General features: G+C 70.2%; 12 protein-coding genes. 4 read left to right on the top strand and 8 right to left on the bottom strand.

Features of this window, described 5'->3' with window-relative positions; all coding sequences use genetic code 11:
* Positions 1 to 173: 173 nt before the first annotated feature.
* Genes ACH4NX_RS37280 through ACH4NX_RS37265 form a run of 4 tightly spaced genes read right to left on the bottom strand, consistent with a single transcriptional unit; the run spans position 174 to position 5,267 of the window.
* Positions 174 to 1,469: a hypothetical protein gene (locus tag ACH4NX_RS37280; protein WP_398130279.1), complete on the bottom strand. Its 1,296-nt coding sequence runs from the start codon at positions 1,467 to 1,469 to the stop codon at positions 174 to 176.
* Positions 1,466 to 1,762 carry a hypothetical protein gene (locus ACH4NX_RS37275; protein ID WP_398130278.1) on the bottom strand — a complete coding sequence of 99 codons (297 nt, stop codon included), beginning with the start codon at positions 1,760 to 1,762 and terminating at the stop codon, positions 1,466 to 1,468. The genes ACH4NX_RS37280 and ACH4NX_RS37275 overlap by 4 nt, the downstream gene beginning before the upstream one ends.
* The gene (locus tag ACH4NX_RS37270; protein ID WP_398130277.1) at positions 1,759 to 4,494 is read right to left on the bottom strand and encodes an SUMF1/EgtB/PvdO family nonheme iron enzyme; all 2,736 of its coding nucleotides are present in this window, start codon (positions 4,492 to 4,494) and stop codon (positions 1,759 to 1,761) included. Before ACH4NX_RS37270 ends, ACH4NX_RS37275 begins: the two co-directional genes overlap by 4 nt.
* Positions 4,491 to 5,267 (bottom strand): class I SAM-dependent methyltransferase, encoded by a 777-nt coding sequence (locus ACH4NX_RS37265; protein ID WP_398130276.1) that lies wholly within the window; start codon positions 5,265 to 5,267, stop codon positions 4,491 to 4,493. Before ACH4NX_RS37265 ends, ACH4NX_RS37270 begins: the two co-directional genes overlap by 4 nt.
* 746 nt (positions 5,268 to 6,013) lie before the next feature.
* Here ACH4NX_RS37265 and ACH4NX_RS37260 point away from each other — a divergent pair.
* Positions 6,014 to 6,961 carry a DUF1963 domain-containing protein gene (locus ACH4NX_RS37260; protein ID WP_398130275.1) on the top strand — a complete coding sequence of 316 codons (948 nt, stop codon included), beginning with the start codon at positions 6,014 to 6,016 and terminating at the stop codon, positions 6,959 to 6,961.
* A 162-nt stretch (positions 6,962 to 7,123) separates the two neighbouring features.
* Here the strand turns inward: ACH4NX_RS37260 and ACH4NX_RS37255 are convergent, their stop codons facing one another.
* The 3 genes from ACH4NX_RS37255 to ACH4NX_RS37245 all read right to left on the bottom strand — a co-directional run bounded on the left by ACH4NX_RS37255 (position 7,124) and on the right by ACH4NX_RS37245 (position 10,329).
* A complete protein-coding gene (locus tag ACH4NX_RS37255) occupies positions 7,124 to 7,579 on the bottom strand; it encodes an SRPBCC domain-containing protein (RefSeq protein WP_351400595.1) in 456 nt (151 codons plus the stop codon).
* Positions 7,580 to 7,679: 100 nt separating this feature from the next.
* Positions 7,680 to 8,726 carry an SEC-C domain-containing protein gene (locus ACH4NX_RS37250; RefSeq protein ID WP_351400596.1) on the bottom strand — a complete coding sequence of 349 codons (1,047 nt, stop codon included), beginning with the start codon at positions 8,724 to 8,726 and terminating at the stop codon, positions 7,680 to 7,682.
* A gap of 91 nt (positions 8,727 to 8,817) precedes the next feature.
* On the bottom strand, positions 8,818 to 10,329 hold the full coding sequence (locus tag ACH4NX_RS37245; RefSeq protein WP_398130274.1) for a hypothetical protein: 1,512 nt from the start codon (positions 10,327 to 10,329) through the stop codon (positions 8,818 to 8,820).
* Between the two features lie 219 nt (positions 10,330 to 10,548).
* Between ACH4NX_RS37245 and ACH4NX_RS37240 the strand changes: the two genes are divergently transcribed.
* The 3 genes from ACH4NX_RS37240 to ACH4NX_RS37230 all read left to right on the top strand — a co-directional run bounded on the left by ACH4NX_RS37240 (position 10,549) and on the right by ACH4NX_RS37230 (position 12,714).
* Positions 10,549 to 10,860 (top strand): DUF6412 domain-containing protein, encoded by a 312-nt coding sequence (locus ACH4NX_RS37240; protein ID WP_351400598.1) that lies wholly within the window; start codon positions 10,549 to 10,551, stop codon positions 10,858 to 10,860.
* 101 nt (positions 10,861 to 10,961) lie between these two features.
* The gene (locus tag ACH4NX_RS37235; RefSeq protein ID WP_398130273.1) at positions 10,962 to 11,696 is read left to right on the top strand and encodes a YidC/Oxa1 family membrane protein insertase; all 735 of its coding nucleotides are present in this window, start codon (positions 10,962 to 10,964) and stop codon (positions 11,694 to 11,696) included.
* 160 nt (positions 11,697 to 11,856) lie between these two features.
* Entirely contained in the window at positions 11,857 to 12,714 is an 858-nt protein-coding gene (locus tag ACH4NX_RS37230; RefSeq protein WP_398130272.1) for a fumarylacetoacetate hydrolase family protein, read from the top strand.
* A gap of 122 nt (positions 12,715 to 12,836) precedes the next feature.
* Here ACH4NX_RS37230 and ACH4NX_RS37225 read toward each other — a convergent pair whose 3' ends face one another.
* Positions 12,837 to 13,709, bottom strand: coding sequence for an LLM class F420-dependent oxidoreductase (locus ACH4NX_RS37225; protein ID WP_398130271.1), 873 nt, complete (start codon positions 13,707 to 13,709; stop codon positions 12,837 to 12,839).
* Positions 13,710 to 13,741 lie beyond the last annotated feature (32 nt).

Below are 13,741 nucleotides of genomic sequence, written 5' to 3'. Positions count from 1 at the left end.
ACCCTCAGCCCTTGCTGTGGCCGCGGCGCCACCGAGCCACCGCATGCCCTCCTGCCGCCGGTGTCGCCGCGTACTTTGGCAGAACGCAGGAGTGTGTTTGGTGGTCCGCAGCGAGCCGTATCCCGTTGAACTGGAGCGATGCCCTCTTGGCGGTGAGGGGCGCTCGGAGGCGATTACCGTCCCTTTCCACCCCGCAGCGACGACAACACCAGGCGCCCGTACCGAGTCGTCAGCACCCCGCCCGTCGCGGCCACCGACAGAGTCAGGGCGATGAGCAGGTGAGACAGGGAGTCGTCGTCGAGGACCTGGAGGATGCCAAGGGCCGTACCAAGGGGGAGACCGAGGATGGTCAGGACGCCCAGGGCGCCGCTGATCTGCTGGCTTTCCTGGGTTTGGACCAACCGGCTGTAGTCAGCGGCCTCGGTGAGGATCTCGGCGAAGCGGGCCGGTAGCCGGTGCTGGTTCTGAAAGGCGAGCAGGAGTTCGTTCGCGGGGCCGTGGGCCGTGAGGTGTTGCCGCCAGTAGCCGCTGCGGAAGAGCGCGATGTTCCTCTCCAGACCGGCGACGCGACGGGCCAGGTGCCGGGGAGAGGCGAAAACCTCCGAGAGCTCGTCAGTGAGTTCGTCGATATGGTCGCGCTGGAGCGAACCGAGCAGCAGGGCGTCGAGGTAGATGGTGCGGGAGTGCAGCGCGCCGAAGCCGTAGAAGTCTGCCTCGCCGGTGTCGGGCCGGTGGCCGAGGAAGGCGGCGCCCTGCCGCAGTACCAAAGCGCTCCAGTCGGCGGAGATACGTACGGTGTCCCTCAGGTGCTCCGCTGTTGTCTCTGGAGCCAGGGGAAAGTCCTGTGGGTTCGAGCGGGAGGCCAGCTGCCACAGCCAGCTGTCGGCGGTGGTCGGCAGGCTCCCTTCGGGCCCGTCGCGGAGTGCGGAAGTGTGGTGTGACGTCGGAGTGAGGAAGGCGATCGTGTACGGCCTGGCTATGGCGAAGGGTGCGGCGGAGTCATGGACGTCGGCGATTCCACTCAGGAGCAGGGCAGGGTCGAACGGTCCGGTGAGTCCAGTCAGGCGTTCGTCACCGGGAGCTGAGCCGCGGCCGGCGATCGCCCGGAGTACTGGGAGGAGTGGTCGTTCCACGCCGAAGTGCAGAACGGCCAAGGCGTGTTCCGGATCGCGAGCGGTGCCCGCGCGGAGCAGCTCCACACCGAGCAGGCTCATCCCCTCGTGCTTCACGTCCAGGGGTAGATGCCAGCGGCGGGGCCGCCCCGGCGCGCCGTAGAGAGCTCGGGCGGAGGCCGGGGCGAAGTAGGTGGACCGCGTCTGCGTGTCCGTCCGGCGACTGCCGAGTTCGAACGGAAAGGGGCCTTCAGCCCAGTTGGGGACACGATGCAGCCGGGCGGGCAGGACGACGGTCAGCTCCTGCCGAGCGCCTGTGATGCCGTCGAGAGGTGGTGCGGCGTCGGCTGTCGTCACCGGTAGTACTCGGCAGGGTCGGGCTGGTCGAGACGGATGACGAACTCCGCCTGGTCGGGGCTCGTGGCACTGGTGTGGAAACGGACGTGCTCGCCTGTACGGATAGTGCGAAAGCCCTCGGTCACGATCTGCCGGTAGTCGAAGTTGTAGTAGTGCTCGTCCTCGTCGTCCCGGACGATGTAGGAGCCGAGCGCCCCACTCGCTCCGCCGCCGCTGGGCCGCCGGGTGACGATGGTCCCGTGCCGTGGCCCGCCGCTGCCGGCGATACCACCGCCTTCGCTGCCACCACTCATGCCGTCGTCTCCCTCACTTCAGTCGCGCCGATGCTCCCGGCCGTGGCGGGGCCTTCTGCCGCGTCCACGTCCTCGACGCAGCGGAAGCCGACCGCGTTGCTTCCGCCACGCTTGCGGTAGATGCCCTTGGTGCTGGCCTGCACTGCGCGCATCGGGTTGTCGTAGCTTCCGCCGCAGATGACGGCCTCGGCGACGTCGTCCACCGATGTGGAGGTCCACTCCCAGCAGTTGCCCACCATGTCCAGCACTCCGAACGGAGAGCGGTTGTCCGGGCGCTCGTCAGCGGGGGTGACGCCTGCCCGGCGAACGGCGTCGCCCGCGAAGTCGCGGTACCACGCCTGATAGGTCACGACGGGGCGGCCGACCCAGGCGTCGGCGCAGTTGACACGACTGCTGTCCGGGGTATCACCCCAGGGGAAAAGCCGTCCGTCGGTGCCGCGTGCGGCTGCCTCCCATTCGAGCGAGGTCGGCAGCCGTTTACCCTCGAACGCGGCGAAGGCGTAGGCGCTCCACCAGTTGACGCAGACCGCCGGATGGTCGTCGTAGCGCCGGTTCTCGTAGTAGTCGGGGTGTCGCAACCGGTCGGTCCAGGGGCGGTGGGTGACATGGGACGGCTGGTCCGGGTGGTCCCACCGTGAGGTGCCGTCCGTGTCGAGCGCGCCAAGGAAGCGCCTGTAGCGGGCGACGGTCACAGCCTGGCGATCGAAGCGTACGGAGCGCTTGACGCGGTGGATCATCAGTCGCTCGGCCGGGCCGACGAGATACGCCCCGGCGGGCAGCACACAGTCGTCGTGCGCCGAGGCGTCGTCATCGCCGTTACTTCCGTTGTTGGTCAGTTCGGCGAGGAACGCGCGTACCTGCTCCGTCAGGAAGGCTCCACCCGGGAGGTCTGTCACGGCCTCCCGGTGAGCCGGGTCGGCGAGATACCGGGCAGCCAGTAACTCCTGGTACGCGGTGTGCACGAAGGCGACGTGGTCCGGTCCCGCTGGGCGCAGCAGCGATGCGAGGACACAGGCAGCAGAGTCGATACGGCCGTCCGCGAAGGCGTCGGCGCCCAGTTCGCGGTGCAGGTCGAGGAGAGAGAACACGGTTCGGTCGGTGAGGAACGCCCGACCGAGTGATGCGGGAAGGCGCTGTTCCAGCTCGGGATGCCCACGCTCAGTCAGCGTCTGCGTGAGGTGGGCGCTGATGATGTCCGCCAGAGGCAGGCCCGGAAGAAGGCCGAGTCGCGCGGTCAGGTGTCGTTCGAGCGGGGTTTCCTCCGGCTCGGTGAGGCGTACGACGTGGAAGTGTGGCACGCGGGACGGGTCCACACCGTTCGCGTACATCTGCTCCACCAGCTGCTCTGAGCGCCCGGCGCCGCTGTCCAGTAGCTGACGTACTTGGGGCGAGTCCGCGAGGAAGGAGACCCGGGAGCTGATCACGACCGCGGACTCGGCGGAGAGAACCGCCGAGAGGTCCGTGAACAGGCGCAGGAACCCGGCTGGGCTCGGCTCCACGACTCCCTCGTCGAAGGCGTCGAGTACGCACAGCGCGGTCCCGGAGCGAATGAGGTAGAGGAAGAGGTCGTACGCGCGGGAACGGTCCGAGGCCATGGCCGGCGCCAGAATGCGTGCCGCGTACTCGGAGAAGGGTTCGTCCTTCGGTTTGAGGCCGAGGTCGAAGTAGAAGCGGAAGCGGCGGACCTCCGGGTCGGCGGCCAGGGTGCGCAAGAGAGTGCTCTTTCCGCTGCCTGGACGGCCAGTGACCAGGACATTGGCACTACCGCCTGCGAGACGTGCGAGGAGTTCCGCCGCGTCACCGGACTCCGTCACCATCGATTCGCCAGTGCGCGGGTCGGTGCTCAGGACCGTCGCGGCGACGGCGGCTCGCGGCTCGGGCGGAGCCCCGGCAGCGTCCTCGGGGGCCGTGGCACCGGTGAGTCCTGCGAGGTGGGTGTCAAGATTGACGACGGTGTCGACGAACCCGTCGTACCGCACGATCCGGAAGTCCGTGCCCAGCAACTGGTGAAGTGCTCCGGGGGCCGCACCGCCGTCATTGTCCACGACCACGAACCGGGTGAGCTTGGGCAGCCGAGTGCGGAGCAACTCACCTCCGCGAGAAGTGAGGACAGTTCCGAGGTCGTCGGCGTCCCGGGAGAGCATCAGCTCCACGTACTCCAGCCGCATCCCCGATTCCCGGCAGAACAACAGGTACACCGTGTCAGAGCTGAGTACGAATCGCTTGGCCTGGCGGTAACCGAGAGTGACGTGAAGCCCGGCGAGGAACTCGCAGCGCCGTGCGACCTCGGGGGCCAGGTCCGGTTCCCCGCCGAGCAGGGCCGCGCTCCCCGTATCCGTGAACCAGATGAGGACGTCGACGAGTCTGCGCACGGCGAGCAGCCCGTCCTCGTCGCTGATGTCGTACCCGTCGTGGGTGGAGCGGTTGCGTAGACGCCGGATGTCGTCGAGCGCGTCCAGCACTGTGCTGCTGCGGATGTACGGGCGGCAGCGCTTGACCAGGTCGTTGAGCGCCTTGGTGGACGGGTCACCCTCGACGTCGTGGTGCCTCCACAACTCCTTGAGGAGCTTTTCGGTCAGTTTCCCGATCAGCGCGACCGCGTTCTCCGGGTAGCCGTCGTTGAGCGACCGTAACGGACGCTCCAGGTCAAGACCGAGACGGTCGGCGATCCGCGTGTGGTCGTCGAGTTCCCTCCGCAGGCGCCGCAGCCGTTCGTCGACGACGGTGTTCACGCGCTCTCCTCCACCCGTCGGCCGAGAACGAACGCGAATCGGTCCGGGAAGACCAGTACGGGTTTCGGATGGGCGGCGCGCATCTCCTCGACACCTTCCTCGATCTCGCTGTCACTGAAGGTGGAGAGCAGGGACATGTAGCGGGCGCGGACCATGCCGAGGTACCTGTCCCGGTCGATGCGGAGCTCATGCTCGACATGGCCGATGTGGGTTTCCAGGCCAGCCTGTCGCAGATGGCCTTGGATCACGGCTGGGTCCGGTTGCAGTTCCTCGAAACGGGTGAGGGCCGCTTTGAACAAGGGGTATCGAATGGTGGCCGGTAGCATGACGATCAGCAGCCGACCGCCCGGGGCCAGCCGGTCGGCGAGGCCGCGCAGCGTGCGGGCCTGGTCGGTCACATGGTGCACCGACTCCTTCAGCCAGATCGCGTCCAGCTCTTTGTACGGCAGCCTGGTGCGGCCTTCGGCGAAGTCTTCCGCAGACGCCACAACCGGAGTCAGCCCCGCTGGGGGAGGGGTGCCGAGCTCGCGGAGCATCGCTTCCGAGGGGTCGACGCACAGAATGGGATGGCTCGGGCGCAGTTGCCTGGCCACCTCCCTGGTGAACAGGCCCGTCCCTGAGCCGATGTCGGCGATCCGGTCGGCCGGGCCGAGGCGCAACGCTTCGGAAATCCGGCCGGACATCCACGGAACGTACTCCGGCCCGTAGACCCAGTGCTCGTCGTATTCGGCTGCGAGGCCGTCGTAATGCCCTCGCACATCGCGCCGTCCCACGGTCCCCCCGCCCAGCCCAGCCCAAGCTATGCCGCCAACAGTCACCAGGCAGGCTATCGGGAGTGGCGAGACAGCGACAGTGTGTAACTCGACAGCTGATGGCCGACGTACGCGGGAGGCTGCAGGCCATCGAACCCGCTCGCCCGTGGCCTCGGACGGGCCGTGATCCATCAGTGAGCCTGCGCCAACGACCTGGGCGGGCGTCGTGGGAGACCGCCTCGTTGGGGGCCGGCGGGCTATGAGGGGCCGGTGGTCGGGAGGAGGGATCGACCCGGACAGGGAACGCGGCGACTCCGCCGTCCACCAGACGAACGCCCCGCTCGTCGGCCAGCGGCCGGGCCGTGGCGAGGGCGTCGTCCACCAGGTCGTAGATCGACACCCGGGTCAGGGCCGGCTCCAGGGAGCGGGCCTGGATGCGGGAGAGCTCGAAGAGGTCGTCGACCATGCCGGAGAGCCGGTCGCCCTCGATGCGGATGCGGGTGTGGAAGCGGCCGGGATCGGAGATGACGCCGCCCTCCAGCGCCTCCGCATCCCGGTGGCCGAGACCTTACGCGTCGAGGACGGATGGACCGGGGACGCTGACGGGTGTCACCGGAGCCATGTGACTGTCGATCACCAGGCGCGCCGTAGCAGACGGACAGGCCTGCCGGACCAGGAGTACGAGAGGCAACTTCCTGGAGGCGGATCCGCGGGCCCGCTGGGATGTTCCAGGGTGACCGATCGCTCGCATCCACCACGTGCAGCCCATGCCCACCAACACCGCGATGACGCAGCCAGGTTGGAAGGGGCTTATCTTCTCGGATATGGATCACCAGGGAGAGTTTCGTCGGGCAGCGCTTGAGTTGGGCATCCCGGACGACGAGATCAGCAGGTTCGGCCGGCACCTTCGTTTGGTGATCGGATTGCCCAGGTACGGCGATGGTTCTCCGGTCGGGCACATCGGTGGGCTGCCCCGGCTGCCGGTGGGCATGAAGTGGCCGTCCGCCGGGGACATTCCGTTGCCGTTGTTCCTTTCCGTCGACTGCGGGGCGTTGCCGAGGGTCGACGGCATCGACCTGCCGGCGGACGGGACGCTGCTCTTCTTCGTGGATCAGGAGATGGACCATGAGGACGGTTCCGGGAGGTACGCGCGAGTCGTGTACGTACCGGACGGCACCGAGACCGCGGTCGCGGAGGCCCCCGGCTCCGCGTGTGTCCGCGAGCGGGCCGACGTCAGAGCCGAGCTCAGAGCCGAACTGCCCCTTTGGCTCGAGGAGGGCGAGGACGAGGACTGGCACGAGTTCTGGGAGGATCTCGACTGGGAGGACATGTCGCCCTTCCAGCAGCAGTTGGTCCGGTACATGGAGCGTGAACTGCCGCACCTGGACGAACTTCGCGCTCTGGCCGAGAGTCTCTGGTCGTCCGGCGCCTACCTCGCCATCGGCGGGTATGCCGATGACGAGGTGATCAACAGCATCGCGGAGCAGACCCTCGCGGGACGCGAGAAGGCAGGCGAGATCCCGGCCATCCCGACCGCGGAATGGTATTCCCGTCTGGAGAAGGAAAAGCACCGGCTGACGAGCGAGTGGATATCGCTGGTCAGTGAAGGCGAGATCTACGAGGAGTACTACACGAGTTTTGTGATCCGCCGCGACGACCTTGCCGCCGCCCGGTGGGACAAGGCGCTGGCCGTGACCAGTTTCGAGGCGCCGTGACCAGGTTCGACGCTCCTCTACCGAAGCGACGGAGGGGTGGCTGGAGCAGCGGCGAGACTCGCGGACTGTCCTGCGGTCGCGCTCGTCTGAGCGGGGCGTGAACTTTCCGGCGGGAAAGTTCACGCTTTTCATGACCAGGGGGCCTGAGGCCGCCGCGAGGGCTCAGGCCTCCGCCCCGTCCGACAGGAAGGCCGTCAGGCCGTCCAGGAGCATGCCGCTGCCCTGTTCCGCCATGTCGCGTTCCTCCGCCGTGTCGCAGGTCTGGCGGAGGGTGATCACGGTGTTGCGGGGGCCCTCCTCGGTGAGTTCCATGGTCATCGTCGCGGGGTCGGGGCGGCCGGGGATGTCCATGCCGAGGGTCAGGTGGCGGTTCTCGGTGACCTGCTGGTAGGTGCCGGTCAGGGGGACCTCGGTGCCGTCGGGGGTGATCATCGTGGACTTCCAGGAGCCGCCCGGCCGTACGTCCAGTTCCACGGAGCCGGGGGCGGCGTGGGCCCACTGGGCGTACTGGTCGGGGGTGGTCCAGGCCTGCCAGACCCGGGCCGCGGAGGCGTCCAGGGCGCGGGTCAGGGTGTAGGAGAAGCCGTGCGCCGCCTCGGTGGTCTGTTCGGTGCTCATGTCGTCCCGCTCCTCGGATCGGTGAGTTCGGCTCGACGCCTCGCGTTCCTCGTCGGTTCGAGAGGCTGTCGCACCTGTAGACGGCCGCCGGCGCGGAAACTCATCGGTCCGTCGCGCCGGTTCCCTCCGGGCCGTGGCACCGCGCGTACGGCTGGTCCGAGCCGCACCAGCACGCCGCGCCCCGCTGCGGCGGCCACGCCACCGCGCGTCCCCGGGCCGCGAGCGTCGTCGCGTACTGGGGGAGGAGGTCCGGGTCGGCCGGGGACGCGCTCTCCGAGGCCGCGAACGCCTCGTACGACGGGACCGTGCCCCGGACCACGCCCAGGTTCGGGGTGCCGGACGATGCCAGCTCCCGCAGGGCCGCCTCTATCGTCGCCAGGTGCTCCTCGTACGAGGGGTACTCGGCGGCGAGGGGCGGGTACGCCTCGACGAGTTCCGTCAGTTCGCCGGCCGGCCAGTGGAGCATGGCCACCGGGAAGGGGCGGGAGAGAGCCTCGCGATACGCGCCCAGTTCGGCGCGCAGGCGGGAGATCTCCGCCTCCAGGTCCGCCGGATTGTCCGAGCCCAGCGACCAGACGCGCTTCGGGTCGTGCAGCTCGTCCAAGGAGACCGGCATGGAGTGCAGGGTGTCGGCCAGGGCGTCCCAGTCGTCGTGGGGCAGACCCAGCATCCTGCGGACGCGGTGACGGCCGTAGAGCAGCGGATGCGTCGAGTACGGGGGTTCCGCCACGCCCGTCAGGAGCAGGCGGGCGCCCTCCGTGAACGACTCGTGCGCCGCCTCCAGCTCGTCATGGGCCTCCAGGGCCTCCGCCACGATCACCCAGGGGGCAGGGTCGCGCGGCGACGCCGCACGGACGCCGTCGATGATCGCCCGGGCCTCCGCCTCGTGGCCGTACTCCCACAGGTTCGACGCCTTCAGGGCACGGACCAGAGACGGGTTCTCCAGACCGGAGGGGCCGGTCTCGGAGGGCGACAGCAGACGGTCGTAGAGCTTGGTCGCGGCGGGGCGGTCGCCGGACAGTTCCAGATGGGCCGCGGCGCGCAGGAGCAGGGCCTCGGCGTCCTCGGGATAGAGGCCGGCGGTTCGCTCCAGGCGGGCCGCCTCGGCGGCGTGGTCGACGTTTTCGGCAGGCGTGTCGGGGCGCATGGGTGACACCGTACTGCCGAGAGGTGACCGAGGTGAGGTCCCCGCAGGCCAGAGGCTCTCCCGAAGGCGACCGCCCAGGTGCGCGAGCCGGTCAGAAGACGACGAAGTCGGGCCGCAGTGCCCGGACGGGAGGCAGCGAGCCGGTGCCGTCCTCGGCGATGACGAGGTAGCGGTCGCCGCGGACGGTGAGCGAGACGGGCTGGGCGTGACCGAGGCCGTAGCCGCTGAGAGTGCGGACGCGACGCCCGCTCGCAAGGTCGACGCGGAACAGGTCGTCCCTGCCGAGGACCCAGACCGAGCCGTCGCTCACGGTGATTCCCCGTGTCTCGTCGTCGAGGCCGGAGGTCCACCGCCGGGTGCCGTCGTCGAGGGAGACCGCGACGAGCCTCCCGTCGTACTGGAAGGAAGAACCGTGTCTGCCCGGGATCACGCGCCGGTCGCCCGGCTCGACGGCGGGTGCGATGAGCAGACCCCGGTCGACGACCGCGGCCGGTATCGGGCGCGCCCCGAACGTCACCGTCCCGTAGGTGTCGAAACCGTCGACGAGCAGCGTGTGATCCTCCGCCTCGGCGGGGATGGTGGTGCGCACCGCGCCCCGGCCGTCGATGACCAGGACGGCGCGGGTACCTCGTGCCACCGACTCGCCCACCCAGAGGACGAGCGGGTCGGCGGAGAGAACGGCGTAGCGGGTGAGACCGTCCTGGACGGGCAGGACGGTCCGGGTGAGAACGGCGCCCGTGTCCGGGGCGATCCGCAGGGCCGCCGCCCGGACCGGCCCCGACTCCGACTCCGACTCCGACTCCGACGAGCAGTGGACGACGGCCACGACCGAACCGGGAACGGCGTCGACGAAGGCGGGAAAGCAGCCCTCACCCGCTTCGGTGCGCCAGAGTTCGCGGCCGTCGGCGGCGGACAGGGCCTGCCAGCCCGAACCTCGACGCACGACCGCGACATCCCCCGCCAGGGCCAGCCGCATGACGAACGGCTCGGTCGGGAACAGGGCCGCGGCGTCATCGTGGTGCGCCCACCGCGTCGTGCCTCCCCGCAGGTCGAGTGCGACCGTGGCGACGCACGGCTTCCCGGCGGGCGCGTGGCCGATCAGCCCCAGCCCGTCATGGGTCGCGGCACTCATGGCGCAGACGGTGTCCCTTCCGGGCGGTTCCCACGTCCACGCGACGGCGCCGTCGGTGATCCGGTACGCCGTCACCAGATCGGCTCGCGCCCGCACGGCCAGGTCCGGAGTAACCCAAGCCCCGACCGCCTTCAGGGCCTTGGGACGGTCGTTCGGCACCGCCCACGCCTCCTCGACCCGGTTCGACCGGTACCAGAGGAACAGCGACGCCGCGGCGACGACACCGGCGAGCACCCCGCACGCGGCCGCCCACGGCCCCTTCCTCAGGATGCCCCTGCCGAGTGCCGTGTAGAAGAATCCGACCGTCCCCGCCACGAGCAGCACCACGACCGGGGGGAACGACGGGCCGTCCATCACCAGCAGCACGACCGAGCCCACCACCAACCCGCCCGCGAACCCGCCCAGCAGACCCAGTCCGCAGGCGGCTGCCCGCAGCAGCCTCCACGGGCTGCCGACGCCGGTCCCTCCCATGTGCCGCCCCCCGTCCGCGCGGGCGCCGGTCGGAAGAGCCCAGTGGCCACGACCTGTACCTTCCCCGCGCGCTGGCAGGAACCTATCCGGCCTGTGCGTCCCGGTCATTGCCCGGTTCCGGCAACGTGCGGGTATCGCCGGCTGCGTCGGGGACGGACGAGCCCCGCGCCAAGTCCTGTATAACTGGGGCAAACGCGCGCACGAGAGGGGGAGTGGCCGATGACCCGAGGACGGGCCGTTGGACGCCCCCTGCTCGTGCTGCTGCTCGTGCTCCTCCCCGTCGCGCTCGTCGACGTCGGAAGCCTCTCCGCCACCGTCGCGCTCGCCGCGACCGCCGCGGCCGGTTCCGCGCTCGCCGTCTGCGCCGTCATCGCCGCGCGTTGCGCTCCCGTCGTGCCACCCACCCGGGTGCGCACGGCGATCAGGGACCGTGACCTGCGTACGGCCTTCCTGCCGCAACGCGATCCCGACGCCCGCGGCCGCCGCCGGCCCCGAGCACCCGGGCACGCCCTCCCGGCGACCACCGCGTAGGGCACAGCCTCTTCCGTACCTCTGGCCCCGCGCCGGTCGTGTCGTCATGCCGCCATCCCCTTCACCCGGCACGACGAGACCCCCGGAGGGCTCACCCACCCATGTCCGTTTTCGCCACCCTGGTCGAGCACCTGGCCGACCTGCTCCAGCCGCTGTTCGGCGCCTGCGCCGTGGCCGCCGCCATCGTCCTGTTCACCGCCCTCGTACGGCTCCTCGTCCACCCTCTGTCCCGGGCCGCCGCGCGCGGGCAGAAGGCACGCACCGAACTGCAGCCGCGGATCACCGAACTGCGCCGCAAGCACGCCAAGAACCCCGAGAAGCTCCAGCAGGCCGTGCTCGAACTGCACGCCGAGGAGAAGGTGTCCCCGCTGTCGGGCTGCCTGCCCAGCCTGTTGCAGCTCCCCGCCTTCTTCCTCCTCTACCACCTCTTCTCCAGCTCCTCGATCGGCGGCGAGGCCAACGCACTGCTCTCGCACCAGCTCCTCGCCGCCCCGCTCGGCGGACGGTGGGCCGACGCGCTGGGCGCCGGCGGCGGACCGGCCGGGGACGCAGGGCTCGTGTACGTCGCGCTGTTCGCGCTCGTGGCCGCAGTCGCCACCTTCAGCTACCGGCTCACCAAGCGGACGACGGCCGACCGTCCGGCGCTCCCGGCCGGCGGCGCCGGTGGAGCCGGAGGCGGGGAGCAGGTGCCGGGGCTCGGGGCGATGACCAAGGTCATGCCGTTCATGTCCTTCTTCACGCTTGTCACCGTGGCCGTGGTGCCGCTCGCCGCCGCGCTGTACGTCGTCACCAGTACGACGTGGAGCGTCGTCGAGCGGGCCGTTCTGTATCGGTGAGCCACGGACGAACGGCACGGCTACGGTCCAGTACGTGAACGGGGTATTGCGGAGTGGACCAAGACCTTGGACGATCGACCAGTCCTCCGATGGCTGCGCACTGCCGCATCCAGGTCGCACCTCATCGGGCGGGCTGCCCGAGACCGAGGAGTTGGGGATCATGAAGCTGTTGCGAGTCGGTACGGCGGGGTCGGAGCGACCCGCGCTGCTCGACGCCGACGGAACCCTGCGAGACCTGTCGGCCGTGGTGTCGGACATCGACGGAGCGCTTCTCGCCGACGAGGCCGCGCTCGGCCGGATACGGGCCGCCGCCGAGGCCGGTGAACTGCCCGCCCTGGACGGCACCGGACTGCGCGTCGGACCGCCCGTGGGGCGCATCGGCAAGATCGTGTGCATCGGGCTGAACTACCACGACCACGCCCGCGAGACCGGGGCCGAGCCGCCCGCCGAGCCCGTCGTCTTCTTCAAGGCGCCGGACACGGTCGTCGGGCCGGACGACACGGTGCTCGTGCCGCGCGGCTCCGCCAAGACCGACTGGGAGGTGGAGCTGGCGGTCGTGATCGGGCGTACGGCCCGCTACCTGGAGTCGGCAGAGGAAGGCCTCGCGTGCGTCGCCGGGTACGCGGTCGCGCACGACGTGTCCGAGCGGGAGTTCCAGATCGAGCGGGGCGGGACCTGGGACAAGGGCAAGAACTGCGAGACGTTCAACCCGCTGGGGCCGTGGCTGGTGACCGTCGACGAGGTACCCGACCCGCAGCGGCTGTCGTTGCGGCTGTGGGTGAACGGCGAGCTGAAGCAGGACGGGACGACCGCGGAGCAGATCTTCTCCGTGGGAGAGGTCGTGCGGTACGTCAGTCAGTTCATGGTGCTGCGCCCCGGTGACGTCATCAACACCGGGACGCCGGCGGGGGTGGCGATGGGGCAGCCCGAGCCGAAGCCGTACCTGCGGGCGGGGGACGTCGTGGAGCTGGAGATCGAGGGGCTCGGGCGGCAGCGGCAGCAGCTCAAGGACGCGTAGGCGCTCCGCCGGGGGCGCGGGGAGTGCGGTGCGTTGTCGGCCGGGAGTGGGTCGTGGCTGGTCGCGCCCACGCGGCGGAGCCGCACATGGCAGAGCCCCGCGCCCCTTCGGGGCGCTTTGCCTCAGGTCAGGAGTGAAGCGAGGCGGCGCCAGCCCTCCCTGGGCAGGGGTGCCATGTCGTTCTCCACCAGCTGGAGGGCCACATGGTCCGCGCCCGCGGCGTGGAAGGCGTCGACGCGGGCGCGGACCGTGTCGTCGTCGCCCCAGGCGAAGACCGCGTCGATCAGACGGTCACTGCCGCCGTCGGCGACATCGGCGTCGGTGAAGCCCAGGTTGATGAGGTTCTTGGTGTAGTTCGGAAGCTTCAGATACCCGGCGAGGTAGGCGCGGGCCGTCGCGCGGGCGCGGGCCGGGTCGGAGTCGAGGACGACCTTGAACTCCGGAGCCAGCAGCGGGCCCTCGCCGAGCCTCTCGCGGGCCTGCGCGGTGTGCTCCGGGGTGACCAGGTACGGGATCGCGCCCGCCGCCCGGTCCCGGGACAGCTCCAGCATCTTCGGGCCGAGCGCGGCCAGTACCCGGTGGCCGGCCGGCATCCCCGCCCTGTCGAGGTCGTCGAGGTAGCCGACCATCGTCGAGTACGGGCGCTTGTACCCGCCCACCATCGGGCCGTGGCTCACGCCGAGGCCGAGCACGAAGCGGCCGGGGTGGGCCACCTCCAGCTCGGCGAAGGCCGCGGCGGTGGCGGCGGCCTCGTGCTCCCAGATGCTCTGGATGCTGGTGCCCACGACGATGCGCTCGGTCGCCTCGATCAGCGGCGCGGCGTGCTGGGCGGAGGTGTTGCCGCCCAGCCACACGGCGCCGAAGCCGAGCTGCTCCAACTCGGCGACGGCCTCGGCCCGTTCGCCGGCGCCGTCCGGGTCCCCGGAACGCAGCTGCGCGCTCCAGGCGCCGTACCGTCCGACCGATTCCTTCAGAGAAGCCGTCGCGTCGTTCATCGGTTGCGATCCCTCCGGTGGGCGCCGTGATC

The organism is Streptomyces sp. NPDC017225 (assembly GCF_044331465.1).
Classification (GTDB): domain Bacteria; phylum Actinomycetota; class Actinomycetes; order Streptomycetales; family Streptomycetaceae; genus Streptomyces.
Note: the sequence above shows the minus strand (reverse complement) of the source record. Positions and strands in the feature narration are given on the sequence as shown.

Excerpts from the sequence above, each read along its gene's own strand:
- ACH4NX_RS37240 (WP_351400598.1), top strand. The coding sequence starts at position 10,549 with ATGACCCGAGGACGGGCCGTTGGACGCCCCCTGCTCGTGCTGCTGCTC.
- ACH4NX_RS37225 (WP_398130271.1), bottom strand. The coding sequence starts at position 13,709 with ATGAACGACGCGACGGCTTCTCTGAAGGAATCGGTCGGACGGTACGGC.
- ACH4NX_RS37255 (WP_351400595.1), bottom strand. The coding sequence starts at position 7,579 with ATGAGCACCGAACAGACCACCGAGGCGGCGCACGGCTTCTCCTACACC.
- ACH4NX_RS37260 (WP_398130275.1), top strand. The coding sequence starts at position 6,014 with ATGCCCACCAACACCGCGATGACGCAGCCAGGTTGGAAGGGGCTTATC.
- ACH4NX_RS37275 (WP_398130278.1), bottom strand. The coding sequence starts at position 1,762 with ATGAGTGGTGGCAGCGAAGGCGGTGGTATCGCCGGCAGCGGCGGGCCA.
- ACH4NX_RS37230 (WP_398130272.1), top strand. The coding sequence starts at position 11,857 with ATGAAGCTGTTGCGAGTCGGTACGGCGGGGTCGGAGCGACCCGCGCTG.
- ACH4NX_RS37235 (WP_398130273.1), top strand. The coding sequence starts at position 10,962 with ATGTCCGTTTTCGCCACCCTGGTCGAGCACCTGGCCGACCTGCTCCAG.
- ACH4NX_RS37245 (WP_398130274.1), bottom strand. The coding sequence starts at position 10,329 with ATGGGAGGGACCGGCGTCGGCAGCCCGTGGAGGCTGCTGCGGGCAGCC.
- ACH4NX_RS37250 (WP_351400596.1), bottom strand. The coding sequence starts at position 8,726 with ATGCGCCCCGACACGCCTGCCGAAAACGTCGACCACGCCGCCGAGGCG.